Below are 18,204 nucleotides of genomic sequence, written 5' to 3' on the forward strand. Positions count from 1 at the left end.
TAAAGAGAGTTTTTAACGAAGAGAAACCCTATCCGAATTTGGATAGGGAGGAAGTGTTTTAAAAGAAATCTGAGCATCAAATCAGTATTCAGACTAATAAATAATAATGTTTGATAGAATAAAAGTAACAAATATATAGTTAGAAAGAAATAATCATGGAAAATTTAGAAGAAATTTATGAAAATCTTTATGACTTTGTTAAAAATTTAGAAATCTTGATTCAAAAAAATATTTTTAATAATCAACAGATAGACGAAATACATTGCTTTGTAAATGAAATAATGACACTCTGCAAATCAAAAAAATTTAACTTAACTTCGACCGACTTAAAATCACTTAGTTCATTAAATGAACTACTAATAAAAACTCCAGATTCAGCTAAGCTTTATTTGATTGAGCAAGTTGAAAATTTCTATACCGATGTTCTTGAACCAACTAAGAATGAATTATATTAAAGAGTCTGGGATATAAGAAACTATTGTCCCAGACTCTAACATTTATTCTGGCCCGAATATATCTAAAAACGTAGGATCATAAATTCGATATTTTCTATCTCGAACAAAAAATTGATAAGGTAATATATAATTTAGAAAGATCTGTTTAATTTCATTAAAGTCAAATAATTTTCTAGGGTGCCTATGCAAATCTAAAAAAAATTCCCATTCTTTATTTTCTTCAAATAATCTTTTAACAGAATCAGGAACTTCCTTATTTAATAATTTTAATAACTGTTCCTTCTTATTAGTAATGATTGATAATGGAATATATGCATATGACTGAACTCCTAACTTATCTCTCATTCCAATATAAATCTTATCCTCGCAGGCAAAGACAGCCTTTCTGTCAAGGTTTTCTCCCTTTTTCTCTTTGAATTCTTTATAATGTTCGTTGATTTTATCAATAACTAAATAAATTTCTTCATCATTATAGTTATAGTAAATGAGAGTATCTATTACCTCATTAATTACACTTGAGATATCTTTATCTTCAATATGTATATGTTTTCGATTACCCGTAGATATATTTCTCCTATTAAAATTGATAATATCAATAATATTAGATTTAAAATCAAATAGATTTTCTATTGGTATCGTCTGTATTTGACTGATCGAGCTTTCAAAATCATCCTTTAATACTCCAAATTCATCTGGCCAATCATTATCTTGAATATACCGTGCAATCTCGGAGTTTTTATTTTCAATTCTTAGAACAGATGTATTATTTGAATTTTTAAGCCAGTTCATTAATTCACTTTCATGAAATTCTTTCATAGCTTCAACCGATTTAAATCTTTCAATCTCCAATTCCAAAGCATTGGGTTTTGGATAAATTAATTCTGAACTTAACGTATTACTTGAATAAACATCAAATTTGTGTCTAAATTCAAAATCTGGCTTTCTATCCTTAAAATATCCCTCAACAACAATTCCAAATAAATCCCAAAGAAAAACACCCTTCTGATTATTCATTCTCGATAATCTTGGAATAGTAATTGAAAAGAATGGATTATAATCCATTGACTTTAGCAAACTTAAACTCTTTTTCTGAACATCATCTAAATCAGTCATATATAACAATAAAACTAATTGTTCAATCAATAATTTAATCGTATTAATTTCTTCTTCTGATATCCTCCATATATAACCAAAATCAAAATCTGAATGCTGATTAGCTCCATCAGTTGCAAAATAAGCAGCAACTTCAGGACTAGTTGTAAAATCAATCAAGTCTGTTTTGTAGCCATAATGTTGAGCAATTGCATAGCACTTTTGAATACTTTCCATATCATTTTTAAAATCTAAAGCTGGATTCTGTAAAAAACATTCTACGAAAAAATCTGTTTTCTCCATTTCCATTTCATCATAACTCACTCGCGAAGCTGATGATTTAATTGGCCAATCATGAATTTGTCCACGATAATAATATTTCTTATTTGATTTTTTTTCATCCTTCTTTAATTTTCTTACCAATGAATTAATATTTTCAAATCTTTTCATGGCAACACTCCCCTTTTCTCTCAAATAAATTAGACGAATATTATGATTTATAATCCTCCATTCCTTGCTCGACTGTGTTTTGTTCACCTGAAAGATAGTCAATACTTACTTCAAAAAAAATGTGCAATGTCATTCAATTTTTCAAGTGATGGTGTTACTTTCCCATTCTCCCATCGAACATAGCTTTGTTGACTAATATTTAATTTCTTCGCTAATTCAGTTTGAGTTAAACCAGCACTTAATCGTAATGATTTCAGTTGTTCCGCAAGATTCATCTTTTTTCCTTAAAATATTTTTAAATTCGTTTACAAAATACTTGTTTACAAAAAAATATCAGACTTTTAAAGTTATTATCTGATCATTGAAAATTAAATAAAAAGTGCGTCTGACAACCAGAGGATTAATTGCCAAAATTACACTAAACTTCGTACCTTTATTGTAAACGTTTTGGAAAGAAACGTCAAGTCTGTTTAATGGCCTGATGGTTGAAGTGAAGATTTAAAACCCTCTTTATTTGTCTCGCACCTAACAGAGCGAGACGGACTAATAGTCACATAAAAAAGACATCCAAGAGAAAATTCTTGAATGTCTGTAAACGTTGATATAATCGTATCGATTAACGTTTTGAGAATTGTGATGCTTTACGAGCTTTCTTAAGACCTGGTTATTTCTACATCATGATATTTATGGTAAATTATCACTAAAATCAAGTAATTTTAAGAGATAAATCCTCAATCTTTACATATATAACCCTTTTAAAAATCGAGAGGTTATCAAAGGGTTATCACTTTTTTAGTTTTCGGAGCTTATGTAATTGAGAAATATGAACTACTGTATCATAAAGATGATGTACAGTTTAGCAACAAATGTACAGTTTCTTCGTGCCAGTGCAATTTCATTTTCTATCCTGAAGATATTTAAATATCCCTAGATGTTATTTTTAAAAAATTGAAAAAAAACAAACAAATAAAATATTATTTCTAAATATTTGAAAATAATGTCTATTTGTATTATACTATCTTTGAGGTAACTATTATGAACTATATTAAAAGACCACATTATTTAGACTTTTTAAGAAGACATCGTGACCGCCAAATCATTAAAGTTGTGAGTGGAGTTAGACGAGCTGGTAAATCTGTTCTCTTTCAACTCTATAAAGAGGAGTTACTAGCAACTGGGGTAGACGAGGATCAGATTATATCCATAAATTTTGAAGATTTGAGTTACTATGAACTGCGACATTTTCAAACATTATTTGCTTATATAAAAGAGCGGTTAGTTGAGGAGAAAACATACTATATCTTTTTAGATGAAATTCAACATGTTGAAAAATTTGAACTGGTAGCAGATAGTCTATTCATTCTACCAAATGTTGACCTCTATTTGACTGGATCCAACGCCTACTTTATGAGTAGCCAATTAGCTACAAACTTGACTGGTCGGTATGTTGAGATAGAGGTTCTTCCTTTGTCATTTGAAGAATACCTATCAGGTCAAGCTCTCTCAAAGAATCTGAATACAACAGAAATTTTTAACAATTATCTCTTTAGTGCCTTCCCTTACTTATTGCAAACATCATCTTACGCTGAAAAAATTGACTATCTAAGAGGAATATATAACTCAATACTGTTAAATGATATTGTCACTAGATTGGGAAATCCAAATCCTACTATTATTGAGCGCATTGTCCGAACCCTTCTCAGTAGTACAGGTAGCTTAATATCAACAAATAAGATTCGCAATACTCTGGTCAGCCAAAATGTTTCAATCTCCCATAATACTTTGGAAAATTATTTGACAACTTTGACAGATAGTTTACTTTTTTATTCCGTTCCACGTTTTGATGTAAAAGGTAGAGCATTATTACAACGCTTAGAAAAATATTATCCCGTTGATTTAGGTTTACGACATCTTTTATTACCAGACCACAAAGAAGATATTGGGCATATCTTGGAAAATATTGTGTATTTGGAATTGAGACGTAGATATTCACAAGTATATGTTGGTAATTTAGATAAATATGAGGTTGATTTTGTTGTTGTAACTGATCTTGGTCACTACGCTTATTATCAAGTCAGTGAAACAACACTTGCTCCAGAAACACTAGAAAGAGAACTTAGACCGCTAGAAGCCATTAAAGATCAATTCCCAAAATATCTATTAACAATGGATACGATTCAGCCAACAGCCAATTACAATGGTATTGAGAAGAAAAATATCATAGATTGGTTACTAGAACAGTAGATAATCATAAATCATACAGCTAACTAGATTTGTAACAGTCTGTTATCAATGATTTTACCCAAATCCTAACAAGATATAAGGAATTTAGAACACTGACACTTGAAGTATAAAATGGAATCTATAACTTCTGAAAACAATATTATTACTCAAGATGATGAACCTCTATAGAATTAATGAAGCTAGGAATTAAACGGAACTATAAAGAAAAAAAGACTGAGTAATCAGGCCTTAAAATCCTAAACACGCATAGTATCAAGTGTTGAAGAAACTTGATATTATGCGTTTTATTATGGAAATATTTCCTTCATTTTCTACTGAAATAGGGTTTGTACTAGCTTATTTTCTCTATAAAACAATAAGGTGAAAATAAGGTAAACTTTGAGGTGAACTTTTTCAAAAAACATAAAAAAAGCACCCATAGGGCAAACCTTTGAGTGCTTTGAAACGTTGATATAATCGTATTGATTAACGTTTTGAGAATTGTGATGCTTTACGAGCTTTCTTAAGACCTGGTTGGGGCACCACTTATTTCATCTAATTTCAAAGTGCTTTAAAATCAACGTTTTCATAAGTTTTCAAAACATAAAATTTCAACTAATTTCAACCAATTTCATCAAAATAAGGTAAACTTTCATAAAAAATAAGCATAAATCGAACCAGAATATCAAAAGTTTCCCTTATATAAAATTTTTACATATATAGTAATTTGTTTCCATTCATCAAAAAAGAGAGCCACCACTCTCTTTCTTTTTATCTATTATATTTTCGTTTTCCTGCTAAAGCTAGTAGTCCAAGACTTGCCCCAAGTACTGCTAGGAGATTCGATTCTTTCGTTCCAGTATTTGGAAGTTGTTTCTTAGGCTCTGCTTTTGCATTTGTAGCTTGTGCAGGAGCTTGATATGTTTTATCGTCTTTAGTGCCTACGGTTACTTTTTCTGCTTTATAATCCACAACATTCCCTTTAGCATCTACTACTGGAACTGGTTTATACCCCAAGTGTTCAAGCTCTTTACGTTTAGCATCTGCAAGAGCTACCAATCGTTTTGTTTCTGCTTCATCAAACTTCGCTTTGGCAGTTTCGTAAGCAGTCTTAGCTTGACCTGCTGCAAGGCTTTTCACTTCGTAATCTACTTTGGCTTCGTTTTGTGCTTTGTAGGCATCTTTAAGCTCTTTTTCGGCTTGTTCAAGTTCTGCTTTCACTTCATTCAAGCGAGCTTTCGCACCTTTAAGGTCTGCAAGTTCTTTTTCAGCTTGTTTAACTTGGTCTTGAGCATCTTGAAGAGCTTTCTTAGCAGTAGATACCGCTTGGGCTTTATTTGAAGCAACTGCTTCAAGCTCTTTCATCTTATCTTCTTCTGCTTTAAGAACTTCTTGTGCAGTTTGAAGAGCTTTCTCAGCGTCTTTAAGAGTTGCTTGGGCTTGTGTCAGAGTTTCCTCTTTTGTAGCTTTTGAAGCAGTCAAGTTATTGACAAGGGCATTTGCGTTGGCAAGTGTCACAACTGCTTTATCATGACGAGCTTTAGCTTCGTTGAAAACATTTTGTGCGTTTGCAAGTGGGTTTTCTCCATTGTTCAAGGCTTTCAAAGTAGTTTGAGCATTTTGAAGAGTAGTTTGGGCATCTGATACCGCTTTGCTTGTTGCTTCAAGTTGAGCTTGAGCGTTTTTACGAGCAGTCATAGCATCAGCTAGAGTTTGACGAGCTTTGGTAATTTCTTTCTCTTTGTTTGTGTTGCTAAGTGGGTTTACAATAGGAGTTTTATCCCATTTTGAGCCGTCTACGTTAGTGGTGCGGATGCTTGTGAGGAAGTGAGTTGTGTAAAACTCGTCGGTCTTACTTTGTGCTACACCACCAAAGTACACTGTTTCGTTTGCGTAGTCGAATTGGAGGATACCCTGAGTGTGGAGGTAGTCGTTCTTGTGAGAAACAAGTTCAATGAGGTCATCGTACAATTTCTCTTTCATTTCTCCAAGAGTTTTACGGAATACACCATCTGCATCATCAAAGTTATGGTAAACATAAGTTGTAAGTGCGTTTTCGTAAGGTTGCAAACCTTTTTCAGCGTACTCTTTAATTGTTTCTTCTGAGTAGGTGCTATTCAAACCATACTCTTTAGCAACTTTGTAAATACCTTTTGCGTAGTGACCTGCGCCACCTTTAGCACGGTATTCATCTTTCATTGCTTTAGAGAAGTTCGCTTTGACATACTCTTTAGCGATTTTATTTGCGAACTCAAGGCTTGATTTTGAAAGAACCACATCTGGAAGTCCAAGTTGGCGGCGCATTTGGTTGATGAGGTCAGCTACGAAATAATTAAGTTCATCTGTGACTTCTTTAGGTAAGTTATTGATGTCGTAGCGAGTTTCATCTGCTTGGTCTTTGGATGATGGTGTGTACTTGTTGAGGGTGCGGTTTTGGAGTTGTGAGTTTACGATTTTATTGTAAAGTTCACGCCCCTTATTAGAAATGTAGTCCTCACTCAAAGTTTCATCTGTACGAAGTTGTTCACGGAAAGCAATTTTCTCTTTCACAGCCTTAATAAAGTCTGGGGCAAGAGTGATGGTTGCTTTCGCATCTTCTTTTTGAAGTGCGTTGAGAGTGGATACCGCTTGGTTATAAGTAGTATTTGTTTTCTCTGCATTTGTTTTAGCAGTCTCTTTTTCTTGAGATTTTGCTTCAAGGTTTGCTTGAGCAGATTTAACAGTTTGTTCTGCTTGTTTTAGTTGAGCAGCGTGGTCTTGGCTTTGTGCTTTAACACTATCCAAAGCCTTTTGTGCCATTTCTTGAGCTTGTTTGCTTTCGCTTTCTTCTTTGATTGCATCTGCTTGTTTGTTTTTAGCGTCAGCAATACCTTCGCCATTGAGAGCCTTTTGTGCGTTTTCTACTTCTGTTTTGGCAGTTGCGACAGTAGTTTTAGCTTGAGTCACTTCTGCTTGTTTTGTACCGATTGTTTTACCTTTAACAGCAACGTCTCGGTCTGCATCGTCTTTTTCAGCTTGCGCAGTTGATACCGCTTGTTCAGCAGTTGGAACACTTGCTTTTGCAGTTTCCACTTTCTTCTCTGCGTTTTGAATCGTTTCAGGAGTTGCTTTGTCAGCAGTCTTTTGAGCATCGTCTTTAGCTTGTTTCAAGTCAGCGACTTTCTTTTCTGCCTTATCAGATTTTTCATTCGCTTGATCCAAAACTTCTTTTGCTTTGTCCGCATCTGCTTGGGTTTGTTTAGCAGTTTCACCAAGTTCAGTGACTTCTTCCTTAGTAGGAGTTTTCACTTCTACTTTCTTAGGCGCTTCTTTTTCTACCAAAGCGGGTTCGGTTTTAGCATCTGTTGGAAGTGGCAGTTTAGTCGTATCTGCGTGAGCCGTTCCAATTGTGCCGACAAGACTTGCAGTTGCAATAGCGGTTGTTGCGATTAGTTGTTTTTTCATATTAATCCTCATTAAATTTTTTTGTAATTTCATTATATCATAACAAATAACTTTTTGAAGTTATTTTATATAAAAATAACCCTTAAAAGTCTAAAAAATGTAATCGTTTGTATGTATCATGTAATTAGCGAGGTGCTAAATGACAAATAACAAAACCAATCTTCAAGATTACATCTCTAAAAGAATCCGTCTATTACGTTTAGAAAGAGGATATACTCAAGAACAACTAGAAGAGATGGCTGATTTGGGTACTAATTATATCTACAAATTAGAAAATCTTTCAACTAACTTAAAAATTCAAACGCTAGAGAAAGTAATGGAAGCCTTAGAAGTAGATTTAGATACATTCTTTGATATACAGTTAAAAGAAGAAGACCCCAAAATTTCTCTACTTGTTGATGAATTAAAAACTCTTCCAACTGAACAACGCTCCCGAGTCTTAGATGCTTTGATACTCATCCTCAAAGAAGTCAAATAATAGATGTTCTGATTTTATTCTTACATACGATTTAGAGGGTGCGAATCATTAACCTATCAAAATCTTCACCATCTGCCTTTAACTCTAAATTGAGTAAACAAGCTACAAACTAACATAGAATATAAAAAAATAACTTCCTATTACTACATAATAGGCTTGCTGATACTATCACACTTTTAATTATAACAACTATGATTTCTCTTTGCATTGTACAATCATAATAAATAAAAAATCTCCCTACTCTAGTAAGGAGATTTTTTACATTACAAAAAAATAACATATTCTATATTTTAGAAAGATGAAGTTCAATTTGAATCAGAACTAGATAAATAATACTTTTTTGATTTGTACTTATCTAATTGTCTTTTACTACGATTCTTTTGATTAGTATCAAGTTTGATACTACCACTTTTTCTATCGAAAATATAAATACCTCTTAGTTCTTTGAAGGTGTCAGAAAGATAATATGATTCAATTAAATCATCAAACTCTTTTTGACTCTTCTCCTTCATTAAAGATTGTGTATTTATCTCTTCCTTAAATTGCTCTATAAAAGCTTCCGCATTTATTTGTAACTCCTCGCTATTTAAATAATCTGAGTTTATATGACTTTTAAGTTTATGTATTTCATCAATAAATTCTGAAGAATGTGTGATAACTTTTGAATTATCTTTAAAAAGTCGTTTAGCTGTGTTTAATACAGTACCAAATAAACCTAATTTATCTAGTAACAGAGTAATCTCTCTAACATCTGCTTCCTTATTCTCAAGGAATCTCTTTAAAATAGCTTCACTTGAACCATCATTTTGTTCACTTAAATGAATTGTTCTAAATACTTTCTCAAATACATCATTATCAAAATTATCTAATATAACCTCAACTAAGTTTTTGCCATATTTTTTTTGATGGAGCTTAGGGATTTTTAATTTTGAATATGCAGAAACAAGTCCAATATATGATAAATCATCTTGATAGATAGTTTTAATTTGAAATAAATACCGTTTATATGAAGCTAAAGATACAAGGAATTTCCCGTTCAGTTCCTTTCTTTCATCGTTCTTTATCATAAGATACTTTTGTAAAAACTTTGTTGCAGAAACATTACTCTTCTGTTGTTGACTTTTAAAAATCAGTGGATAATATTTTAAGATGAAATCTATTTGCGCTTTTTCGTTTAAATCATAAAAAGAAACCATGATATAACTCCTTCTAAATAGGCTCAAAAACACTATAACACATCTAATAATAAATTACAACAAAAAAACAACGAAACAGGCTTAAAAAATAAACAAAAAATCATCAAAACATTAAAATAAAGGCTCTGTCAGGCTCAAAAAATAAACTAAATTATGATACCTGTATTTGATGGAAATCGTAAAAATTTGCTTGAGTTAGTCTCAAAAATGTTGTATCATCTTTTTGTCAACAAAAGAATTCTTTCACTCGTCAGCGTTCTAGAAAGTCTGACCAAGCACATTTTTTAAAAAAGGAGGCATTCACATGCCAAAAGAGAAAAAAATAACACTTGGAAACCGAGAAAGTGCAAGAGCATTTTTGGATTCTTTATCAACTTCCGTTGATGTTCCATCAGCAATTAAAGTTGTTGACAAAAACGATGGCATCATCAACGAAGGTCAGGAAAACCAACGAACTTGGGCTTCACTAACATGCGTAGATAAAAAACTCTACGAAACGTTTGCAAGTATTGGACAAGAGGACTACTGTCCAACGTTTAAAGTCAAGTTGAAAAACTACCAGAGCGAGAACTTAGATAGTTTGATTAACGCTGACATCACAGTTAATAACTACGATGTAGCATTTGTATTTGACAAGATTAAGCAACCAATCGGACTCGCTCTTGTAGCTGAGCTAGCTGATATTACACTCAAATAGAAAAGAGGTTACTTATGAAAAAACTCTTAAAAAACCTAAGAGAGCTAGAGTGGTATTACCAACTTTTTATAGCTTTAATTAGTTTCGTTTTACTCGCTTTTCTTATCAAGTTCTTAATCTGGATAGTTCCCATACTCTTGGGGCTCGTAATTCTTCTCGCGGTTGCAACCCAAGGAGAAATATTTTCAATGGCTTGGCAACGATACAAACAGAGAAATCAAACCTCTGACAATCTTTTGTACGAGAAGTTATATCACTGGTTGACAGAAGAAGGTGTGACAGAACTACCAATTTCCACACTAAATTTCACGCAAGGGATAGAAGAAGATAAACCAGATACTTACTTTGTTCACATCAACAAAGAAATCTCTGATGAACTTCTTGCAGAGTTTGAAACAAAAGTAAGACAAGTTGTAAAAACTATGTCAAACGATTCTACAGATAGCGTTGTGAAGCGTGTGAAGCGTGAACCCTTCCTTGCAATCAAAGTTCGTTTAGTGTCAACTCATGACATGATGCTAATGCAAAAACCTCAGAGAGAAGAGGACTTCTAGCATGATAAAAAACGTTTTCGAGGTCAATAGCAGAGGTCAACCAACCTCTGCATCTATTGACATTAACCGATTTTTTGCATGGATTATTGCAGGCCCGTCTGGTTCGGGAAAATCCACTTTTTTGAGAAGACTTTTAGGACTCATTTCATTTCATGATACAGATGCTGAAGCTTACTTTTTGGATTTTAAAGCAGATGAAGAAATGTTTTCAATGACTAGTGATCATGTCACAAGAGGTTTTAACTGTCTAGAATTGTTCGAAACAGTCTACCAACGTTTTGAAGCTAGACTTGATAAGCAAGAACAAAACTCGCATAATCTTTACCTAATTTTTGATGAGTGGCAAGCTTTTCTCGCTTATCTTGAGCAAACCGACAAGAAAAAACATAAAGATGTTTTATCAAAAATGTTAATGATGAATAGCATGGGTAGAAGTCTAGGTTTGCGAATCGTTTTATCTAGTCAACGTTTTTTAATGTCAGATTTGCCAGGACGCTACAATTTTAATTGTGTACTATCCTTATCTACTAGCTTTCTGCTAGCAACAAACAACAGACAACTCCTTTTTCCTGATATGGAAAAGGATGAAGTTGTGATAAAACCTAGAGGATATGGATATTTTCAACTAGAAGGAGAACCTGTTAAAATGTTTCGCACTATACAAGTAAGAGACGAAGAACGGTTAAATCAGCGGATACAAGAGCTATTTTCAAGATATAGCTAGCGCTTTTTCTGCTACACTTGTTAGGTACGACAGTAAGCTTATTTTGAAGTTTCATCATCGGTTTAGTGTCGGCACGACATTGCCAGCAGAAAAATGACTGCTTGCAAGGGCTAGAGGGTGGAGATTTTTCAAGCGTAACGATGCCGAAGGCAAGGAGTGAAGCGAAGAAAAATACTACCCGTCCCTTGTTAGCTGGCAAGCGTTCTCGGTTCGATGGGGTTTCATCGGGCAGGCGAGGCTGTGGTTTGGGGCAAAGCCCCAAGAGTTACTACAATTTAATTTTTAATTATTCCCAACGCGTGTTAGACTGGGCTTGTCAACGGTCTAACACTAGAATAATTAAAAAAATAATTAAAAGAATAATTAAAAAAGAAAGGTTTAGTATAAATGACTTCAAAAAAGAAGGAAGCACTTTTGACTTCTGTAGCAATTACACAATACTTTGAGACGAAATATTGGAAAAATGGTTGGGATGAAGAACTGATTAAGTCTGCAAATGTTGAAAAAATTCTTGAAGAAATTGTCAGAAGAGTTAGTGAAATAGCAACTGTTTCCGAGGCATACGCAATAAAACACGACAAGGACACATCCATCGGTTTTGACAGTGTAACTAGAACAACAACTACCAAGCTAAAAAAGCCACATATTCACGCTTTACTCAAGTTTGAAAAAGGTGCAACACTAACTGATTTAGCTGTACAAATCGGACTAAAACCTGAATATCTAGAAAAAGCGAAGTCTGGAAGGTATGGCTACGATAACTTGTTAGCTTATTTAATTCATGCAAAAGATAAAGACAAATATCAATACACTCCTGACGAAGTATTCACTCTAACAGGTAAAAACTATTTAGAAGTTTATCACGAAAGACAAGGAAGCTGGCTTAAAGGAAAAGCAAAAAAGGAAGTGCTACAAAGTTATGAGGATATCGATTTATTAATTGATAACATTCTGAATGAGAATATTACGAAAAAGGAAATACTACTTAATAAGCAATATCATACTCTTTATACAGTTCATAAAGTTAAAGTAAACGACGCAATTAAAAGCATTGGAGAAATTAAGTGTGCCAGAACAAAAGATGAACTGGAAAACGGAGAATTCAAAAAGACAATCCTATTCATATATGGAGCTTCTGGACTTGGCAAGTCAACATTTGCAAAAGAGATAGCAAAAAGTCTTATTCAGTTAGCAAAGCTGAATAAGAAAAAATGGCAATCAGTCCTGACTGCAGGTACAAATATGTTTGATGAGGTAAACGGGGAAGAGATACTACTACTCGATGATGTCCGAGGGGATAGCTTAACCGCTTCAGACTGGTTAAAAGTTTTAGATCCATATAATATTAGTCCTATCTCAGCTCGTTATCAAAATAAAATAGGCGCTGCTAAGGTCATTATTATCACAAGTTCTAAACATCCTTTGACCTTCTTCTACCATACCAAAGGAAATAATCGTGAGGATTTATCACAATATGTTCGAAGAATTGAACATCTAGCAACGTTAAAAGGTGTGGGGGATGAACCTATTTTTTATGAATCTCATCCTACAAGAATATTGAATAATCTGAGACGAATCCCAGAGATTGGATATGATACTTACTTATCTTACGATTTTACACCTGATAACGAAATGAAAAGTAAAGAAGAGCTTCTATCCATGCTAGTTTCAAAGGTTGGACTCAACAATCAATGGGATATATGGGAGTATGACAAAACAAAAACCCCATCCGAAACTTTGGCGAGCGAGGACGAGGTTGCAGATAATCAAGAAAAGTAAGTAGGGTATCTCTTGATACCTCTATTATACCATACATTGGAGGAACAAATGCAAGTAATTCTACCAGATGAACAAGTTCGACAAATTCAGCTCCTACTTGCTGAACTCATCAAGAAAGAAATTGAAAATAGATTGAACAATAGTAACCTTGACAGTCCTTTTTTAAACAAACAACAGGCTTGCCACTACTTGGGTATCTCAAACAATACTCTAGACAGTTGGATTAAACGAGGGCTACCTGCAATAAAAATAGGTAAGACTATACGATTTAATAAAGAAGCCATTAATTCATGGCTCTACTCACAAAACTAGAAATATCTATATTTTTGTTTTATAATAGTCATGATATTTTCTGGTTCGATACACAAGGAGAATATCATGACTATCAGTAAGACAAAAAACGGAACTTATCGCTTAAAAATCTATATCCCAATTGAAGCACGAATGCCACTTGGAATTGTCAATAGCAACTATTACGATAAGCGATTTAAAACTAGAAAGGAGGCAAGACAAGCTGAGATAGACTTGCTTACCAAGTTAAATCAAATAGAAGATAATGAGTTTACAGGACTAGGAAAAGAAGATATTCTTTTCTCAGACTTCTATAATAATATTTGGTGGGAATCCTACAAAGTAGGACAAACCACATCTACTTCGAAGCCACCAAGCAGGTCAACAATTGCTAATACTAAAACATGTTTTGAAAAGCATATACTACCACTTCTTGGCAACTATACGATTCAATTTTTAAACCAAAATAAACAGGTTATTCTAAATTTGATGACAGCAAAAGCCAACGAATATGCCAACTTCAAAACTTTACGAAGTTACGTTATTTCTATTTTTGATTGGGCAGAAGAACTTGAATATATTGAAGCAAATAGAGTTGCAAAAATATTAAGAAGAATAAAGGCCACTAAAAAGATTCAACTTGCAGAGTCAAAGAGAGAGGAAGATTTATATCTAACTCATGAACAACTCCAAGAATGGTTCTCAGCATTTCAAGAAGATTTAGATAATGATAAAATAACCCTTAAAGATTATGTCCTATTTTATCTCACTTTTTTCTTAGGCGATAGAAAATCTGAAACCTATGCTCTTCAATGGAAACATATTGATCTTTCAAAAAAACAGATTCAGCTAATTCAAGCTTTAGATAGATATGGACAAGTAAAATCTACTAAGGGAAATAAGAAAACTATTTTCTCTATTTCTAATGACTTACTTCAACTCCTTACCTCTTGGAAAGAGCAACAAAAATATGAGCTGGCAAAGTTTGGCATCATCAGTAATCCAGAACAATTTGTTTTTACATATATCGATACCAAAGGAAACATCAACAAGCCTTTACATGCTGACTATCTAAACAATAAAATGAAAAGCATCAGAAAGCGACATAAAGAGCTGGCACATGCCACACCTCATAAATTACGACATACAGGAGCAACGCTTGCTAAACAAGCAGGAATGAGCTTAGAAGCTATTTCTGAAGCTCTAACACACAGTGACACAGGAACAACACAGATTTATGTAAATACTTCTAATGTAGTTCCTATGACAGTAGGTGAATTTGCTTTAAAGTCTCTAAAACAATAAGGTGAAAATAAGGTAAACTTTGAGGTGAACTTTTCAAAAAAATACGAAAAAAGCACCCATAAGGTAAACTTTTGAGTGCTTTGAAACGTTGATATAATCGTATTGATTAACGTTTTGAGAATTGTGATGCTTTACGAGCTTTCTTAAGACCTGGTTTCTTACGTTCAACTTTACGTGAGTCACGTGTAAGAAGTCCTGCGCGTTTCAATGAATCGCGGAAGTCTGGGTCTACTTGAAGAAGGGCACGAGCGATACCGTGACGGATAGCTCCTGATTGACCAGCGTATCCACCACCTACAACGTTAACGAAAACGTCGTATGAACCTGCAGTTGAAGTAACTGCGAATGGTTGGTTGATGACAAGACGAAGGTCAGCGTGTGGGATGTACTCTTCAACATCTTTTTTGTTAACAGTGATTTTACCAGTTCCTGGAACAAGGCGAACGCGTGCAACAGCGTTTTTACGACGTCCAGTACCTGCATATTGTGCTTGTGACATACTTTATTGTTCCTTTCCTTAGATAAGTCCTGAAATGTCAAGAACTTCTGGTTGTTGTGCAGCGTGAGTGTGCTCAGCTCCAACAAATACTTTCAACTTCATACCTTGAGCGCGTCCAAGAGTATTGTGTGGAAGCATACCTTTAACTGATTTCTCGATCAAACGTACTGCATTTTTAGAACGAAGTTCACCTGCAGAGATTTGTTTCAATCCACCTGGGTGGTTTGAGTGAGTGTAGTAGATTTTATCAGTTGCTTTTTTACCAGTCAATTTAACTTTTTCAGCATTGATAACAATCACAAAGTCACCTGTATCAGTGTGTGGTGTAAATGTTGGTTTGTTTTTTCCGCGAAGTACGCTAGCAACTACTGCAGAAAGACGTCCAAGTGGTACATCAGTTGCGTCAACTACGTACCATTTACGTTCAACTTGGCCTGGTTTAGCCATAAATGTTGTTTTGTTCATGATTTCTCCTATATATAGTTCGATTTTTGTTTACAGTGATGGGTGTTCCTTCCCATCGAAAAGTATTTGGAAGGTTCCGGGGCCTTTCAAATGGGGTAAACAATACCGCCTACTATAATACCAAATTTCACCCCTAAAAGTCAATAGATATGAAAAATATTTTTCTGAATTCCACTCTTTTTATCTCTAAAAAACCCCGCTTTCGCGAGGCTCTTCTATTTATAAGCTAAGGCACGTTTAAAGGTTTTCCAAATCCCTAAATCATCCGTTTGAAGGACTAGGCTGGCATACATGCGTCCGATAAATCCTGTTGCTGTTACTGCAAAAGCAATCGTAATCGCAAGTGAAATCCATGCTTCTACTCCCCCTGCATAGCCATTAATGGTTCTAAATGGCATAAAGAAGGTCGAAATAAAGGGAATATAAGAACCAATCTTCAAGATGAGATTGTCACCAGCTGCACCTAGAGCTGTCACTCCAAAAAAACCACCCATAATCAAAATCATCAAAGGCGACAGGGCTTTCCCTGAGTCCTCAGGACGAGAAACCATAGATCCTAGGAAGGCTGCCAAGACTACATACATAAAGAGACTGACCAAAATAAAGAACAATGTATTTAGTGAGAAAGCATCTCCCAAGTGATCCAAAATACCAGACTGAGCCAAGAATGGCAAATCTTTAAAGAGCAAAATGGCTGCCAGACCACCTACAACATAAATCCCGATATGCGTTAAAATCACCAGAAACAGAGCCATCATCCGCGCATAGAAATAGTGACTAGCACTTATGCTAGAAAAGACGACTTCCATAATTTTGGTGCCTTTTTCACTGGCAACTTCCTGAGCTGTTACACCCGCATAGGTAATCAGGATCATATAAAGAAAGAATCCTAAGGCGCCTGCTGCCATTGTTTGAATAAACTTTTTATTTTCCTTGGCTTCATCAATCTTTTCTGTGAATTGAATTGTCTGCGCTAAGCGTTTTTCCTGCTCTTGAGACAAGGAGGCCGTTGAACGATTAAGCTGATTTTGCAGTTCATTGAGTGTACCTGTAACTGCAAATTTAATTCCATTTTCAAGCGATGTTTCGCCATGATAAACTGCCTTTAGAACACTATCTTCTTGATCAATAGTTAGATAGCCTTTTAATTTTTCATCTTTAATCGCTTCTTTTGCACTTGCTTCATCTTTATAGTCAAAGTTAACACCATTTACATCCTTTAGTCCTTCTGCTACAGACGGTACTGTTGTCACTACTGCCACTTTATCATTTTTAGCCATTGAAGAGCCTTGGAGATAGGCAATTCCTACAGAGATTCCTAAAAAGAGGAACGGCGAAATCACCATAAAGAAGAAACTCCACGATTTGACATGTCGAAGATAGGTTTCCTTGATTACAACCCACATATTTCTCATACTTCCACCCCTGATTCTAGTTTAAAGATTTCATCGATTGTTGGCGCTTGCTGGTCAAAGGTTGCGATATATTGCCCCTGAGTCAAGATTGGGAAGAGTTCTCTTCCGGCACTCTCGTCCTCCAAGATCAATTTCCAACTGCCTTGTTTGGTCAAGCTCACCTGCTTGACATGAGGAAGGTTTTCCAATTCTTCCTTACTTCGCTCACTTGAAACAAAGAGACGCGTTTTCCCGTATTGATTGCGGACATCCTGAACTGGTCCATGCAAGACCACACGGCCATCTCGGATCATGAGAATATCGTCACAAAGCTCCTCGACGTTGGTCATGACATGATCAGAAAAGATAATGGTTGCTCCACGCTCTTTTTCCTGAAAAATGACTTGCTTGAGCAATTCAGTATTAACTGGGTCCAAGCCACTGAAAGGCTCATCCAAGATAATCAAGTCTGGTTCATGAATCAAAGTAATGATGAGCTGAATCTTCTGCTGATTTCCTTTTGACAGACTCTTGATTTTATCTGTCAGCTTCCCTTTCACTTCCAACCTCTTCATCCATTGAGGGAGTTTTTCCTTGACCTCCTTGGCATCCATGCCTTTTAGAGTCGCCAAATAGCGAACTTGCTCAAGGACTGTCAATTTAGGCATGAGACTGCGTTCTTCAGGCAGATAGCCAATCCGAGCATAGGTCTCCTGACGAATATCCTGACCATCTAGACTGATTTCTCCTTGGTATTCTAAAAACTTCAAAATACTGTGGAAAATTGTTGTCTTCCCAGCACCGTTTTTCCCGACTAGTCCCAAAATACGACCTGGTCGTGCTTGAAAGTCAATACCAAACAAAACTTGCTTGGGTCCAAAACTTTTCTCTAGATTTCTTACTTCTAGCATCTTTCACCTCCGAAATGTCTTGCACTCATTATACTCCTTTTTGATAGCCTTTACAACGATTTCTGTCCATTTTTATAAGATTATTGCTATGTAAAATATGACCTGGAGTACTTTTATACTCAATGAAAATCAAAGAGCAAACTAGGAAGCTAGCCGCAGGATGTACTTGAGTACGGCAAGGCGAAGCTGACGTGGTTTGAATTTGATTTTCGAAGAGTATTAGTGATAAATCCCATTATACAGTAGA

Annotated in this window: 17 protein-coding genes; 9 read left to right on the forward strand and 8 right to left on the reverse strand. The window is 34.8% G+C overall.

Annotated features, from left to right (window positions below; genetic code table 11):
- Window positions 1-155: 155 nt before the first annotated feature.
- On the forward strand, window positions 156-455 hold the full coding sequence (locus CYK16_RS01760; RefSeq protein WP_060805652.1) for a hypothetical protein: 300 nt from the start codon (window positions 156-158) through the stop codon (window positions 453-455).
- A 42-nt stretch (window positions 456-497) separates the two neighbouring features.
- Here CYK16_RS01760 and CYK16_RS01765 read toward each other — a convergent pair whose 3' ends face one another.
- Complete coding sequence (locus tag CYK16_RS01765; RefSeq protein ID WP_060805653.1) at window positions 498-1,997, reverse strand: FRG domain-containing protein; 1,500 nt, start codon at window positions 1,995-1,997, stop codon at window positions 498-500.
- A gap of 110 nt (window positions 1,998-2,107) precedes the next feature.
- Window positions 2,108-2,272 (reverse strand): helix-turn-helix transcriptional regulator, encoded by a 165-nt coding sequence (locus tag CYK16_RS01770; protein WP_230955064.1) that lies wholly within the window; start codon window positions 2,270-2,272, stop codon window positions 2,108-2,110.
- A gap of 760 nt (window positions 2,273-3,032) precedes the next feature.
- Between CYK16_RS01770 and CYK16_RS01775 the strand changes: the two genes are divergently transcribed.
- On the forward strand, window positions 3,033-4,241 hold the full coding sequence (locus tag CYK16_RS01775; protein WP_060805654.1) for an ATP-binding protein: 1,209 nt from the start codon (window positions 3,033-3,035) through the stop codon (window positions 4,239-4,241).
- Between the two features lie 750 nt (window positions 4,242-4,991).
- On the opposite strand, the gene CYK16_RS01780 is transcribed toward CYK16_RS01775, so the two are convergent.
- Window positions 4,992-7,664 (reverse strand): SEC10/PgrA surface exclusion domain-containing protein, encoded by a 2,673-nt coding sequence (locus CYK16_RS01780; protein ID WP_180948729.1) that lies wholly within the window; start codon window positions 7,662-7,664, stop codon window positions 4,992-4,994.
- 139 nt (window positions 7,665-7,803) lie between these two features.
- Between CYK16_RS01780 and CYK16_RS01785 the strand changes: the two genes are divergently transcribed.
- Complete coding sequence (locus CYK16_RS01785) at window positions 7,804-8,142, forward strand: helix-turn-helix domain-containing protein (protein ID WP_101776561.1); 339 nt, start codon at window positions 7,804-7,806, stop codon at window positions 8,140-8,142.
- A 305-nt stretch (window positions 8,143-8,447) separates the two neighbouring features.
- Here the strand turns inward: CYK16_RS01785 and CYK16_RS01790 are convergent, their stop codons facing one another.
- Window positions 8,448-9,338 carry a hypothetical protein gene (locus tag CYK16_RS01790; RefSeq protein ID WP_101776562.1) on the reverse strand — a complete coding sequence of 297 codons (891 nt, stop codon included), beginning with the start codon at window positions 9,336-9,338 and terminating at the stop codon, window positions 8,448-8,450.
- 304 nt (window positions 9,339-9,642) lie between these two features.
- Here CYK16_RS01790 and CYK16_RS01795 point away from each other — a divergent pair, with 304 nt between their 5' ends.
- From CYK16_RS01795 to CYK16_RS01820, 6 genes are all read left to right on the forward strand, one after another.
- Window positions 9,643-10,035 (forward strand): hypothetical protein, encoded by a 393-nt coding sequence (locus CYK16_RS01795; protein ID WP_101776563.1) that lies wholly within the window; start codon window positions 9,643-9,645, stop codon window positions 10,033-10,035.
- Between the two features lie 188 nt (window positions 10,036-10,223).
- Window positions 10,224-10,589: a hypothetical protein gene (locus tag CYK16_RS01800; protein ID WP_257960377.1), complete on the forward strand. Its 366-nt coding sequence runs from the start codon at window positions 10,224-10,226 to the stop codon at window positions 10,587-10,589.
- A 1-nt stretch (window position 10,590) separates the two neighbouring features.
- Window positions 10,591-11,313 carry an ATP-binding protein gene (locus tag CYK16_RS01805; protein ID WP_101776565.1) on the forward strand — a complete coding sequence of 241 codons (723 nt, stop codon included), beginning with the start codon at window positions 10,591-10,593 and terminating at the stop codon, window positions 11,311-11,313.
- Window positions 11,314-11,727: 414 nt separating this feature from the next.
- Entirely contained in the window at window positions 11,728-13,092 is a 1,365-nt protein-coding gene (locus CYK16_RS01810; RefSeq protein ID WP_308301156.1) for a Rep family protein, read from the forward strand.
- Window positions 13,093-13,140: 48 nt separating this feature from the next.
- Entirely contained in the window at window positions 13,141-13,404 is a 264-nt protein-coding gene (locus tag CYK16_RS01815; protein ID WP_101776567.1) for a helix-turn-helix domain-containing protein, read from the forward strand.
- A 66-nt stretch (window positions 13,405-13,470) separates the two neighbouring features.
- Window positions 13,471-14,688 carry a site-specific integrase gene (locus CYK16_RS01820; RefSeq protein ID WP_101776568.1) on the forward strand — a complete coding sequence of 406 codons (1,218 nt, stop codon included), beginning with the start codon at window positions 13,471-13,473 and terminating at the stop codon, window positions 14,686-14,688.
- A 106-nt stretch (window positions 14,689-14,794) separates the two neighbouring features.
- On the opposite strand, the gene rpsI is transcribed toward CYK16_RS01820, so the two are convergent.
- The 4 genes from rpsI to CYK16_RS01840 form a co-directional block, all read right to left on the reverse strand.
- Complete coding sequence (gene rpsI, locus CYK16_RS01825; RefSeq protein ID WP_000075964.1) at window positions 14,795-15,187, reverse strand: 30S ribosomal protein S9; 393 nt, start codon at window positions 15,185-15,187, stop codon at window positions 14,795-14,797.
- An 18-nt stretch (window positions 15,188-15,205) separates the two neighbouring features.
- Window positions 15,206-15,652: a 50S ribosomal protein L13 gene (rplM, locus tag CYK16_RS01830; RefSeq protein WP_001044624.1), complete on the reverse strand. Its 447-nt coding sequence runs from the start codon at window positions 15,650-15,652 to the stop codon at window positions 15,206-15,208.
- Window positions 15,653-15,867: 215 nt separating this feature from the next.
- Window positions 15,868-17,067 carry an ABC transporter permease gene (locus CYK16_RS01835; RefSeq protein WP_060805658.1) on the reverse strand — a complete coding sequence of 400 codons (1,200 nt, stop codon included), beginning with the start codon at window positions 17,065-17,067 and terminating at the stop codon, window positions 15,868-15,870.
- Window positions 17,064-17,957 (reverse strand): ABC transporter ATP-binding protein, encoded by an 894-nt coding sequence (locus CYK16_RS01840; protein WP_060805659.1) that lies wholly within the window; start codon window positions 17,955-17,957, stop codon window positions 17,064-17,066. The genes CYK16_RS01835 and CYK16_RS01840 overlap by 4 nt, the downstream gene beginning before the upstream one ends.
- Window positions 17,958-18,204 lie beyond the last annotated feature (247 nt).

Origin of the sequence: Streptococcus oralis subsp. dentisani, assembly GCF_002860905.1 — a bacterium.
Lineage (GTDB): Bacteria > Bacillota > Bacilli > Lactobacillales > Streptococcaceae > Streptococcus > Streptococcus oralis_BA.

Excerpts from the sequence above, each read along its gene's own strand:
- CYK16_RS01815 (WP_101776567.1), top strand. The coding sequence starts at position 13,141 with ATGCAAGTAATTCTACCAGATGAACAAGTTCGACAAATTCAGCTCCTA.
- CYK16_RS01760 (WP_060805652.1), top strand. The coding sequence starts at position 156 with ATGGAAAATTTAGAAGAAATTTATGAAAATCTTTATGACTTTGTTAAA.
- CYK16_RS01820 (WP_101776568.1), top strand. The coding sequence starts at position 13,471 with ATGACTATCAGTAAGACAAAAAACGGAACTTATCGCTTAAAAATCTAT.
- CYK16_RS01835 (WP_060805658.1), bottom strand. The coding sequence starts at position 17,067 with ATGAGAAATATGTGGGTTGTAATCAAGGAAACCTATCTTCGACATGTC.
- CYK16_RS01780 (WP_180948729.1), bottom strand. The coding sequence starts at position 7,664 with ATGAAAAAACAACTAATCGCAACAACCGCTATTGCAACTGCAAGTCTT.
- CYK16_RS01795 (WP_101776563.1), top strand. The coding sequence starts at position 9,643 with ATGCCAAAAGAGAAAAAAATAACACTTGGAAACCGAGAAAGTGCAAGA.
- CYK16_RS01805 (WP_101776565.1), top strand. The coding sequence starts at position 10,591 with ATGATAAAAAACGTTTTCGAGGTCAATAGCAGAGGTCAACCAACCTCT.
- CYK16_RS01785 (WP_101776561.1), top strand. The coding sequence starts at position 7,804 with ATGACAAATAACAAAACCAATCTTCAAGATTACATCTCTAAAAGAATC.
- CYK16_RS01800 (WP_257960377.1), top strand. The coding sequence starts at position 10,224 with ATGGCTTGGCAACGATACAAACAGAGAAATCAAACCTCTGACAATCTT.
- rpsI (WP_000075964.1), bottom strand. The coding sequence starts at position 15,187 with ATGTCACAAGCACAATATGCAGGTACTGGACGTCGTAAAAACGCTGTT.
- CYK16_RS01840 (WP_060805659.1), bottom strand. The coding sequence starts at position 17,957 with ATGCTAGAAGTAAGAAATCTAGAGAAAAGTTTTGGACCCAAGCAAGTT.
- CYK16_RS01775 (WP_060805654.1), top strand. The coding sequence starts at position 3,033 with ATGAACTATATTAAAAGACCACATTATTTAGACTTTTTAAGAAGACAT.
- CYK16_RS01765 (WP_060805653.1), bottom strand. The coding sequence starts at position 1,997 with ATGAAAAGATTTGAAAATATTAATTCATTGGTAAGAAAATTAAAGAAG.
- CYK16_RS01770 (WP_230955064.1), bottom strand. The coding sequence starts at position 2,272 with ATGAATCTTGCGGAACAACTGAAATCATTACGATTAAGTGCTGGTTTA.
- rplM (WP_001044624.1), bottom strand. The coding sequence starts at position 15,652 with ATGAACAAAACAACATTTATGGCTAAACCAGGCCAAGTTGAACGTAAA.
- CYK16_RS01790 (WP_101776562.1), bottom strand. The coding sequence starts at position 9,338 with ATGGTTTCTTTTTATGATTTAAACGAAAAAGCGCAAATAGATTTCATC.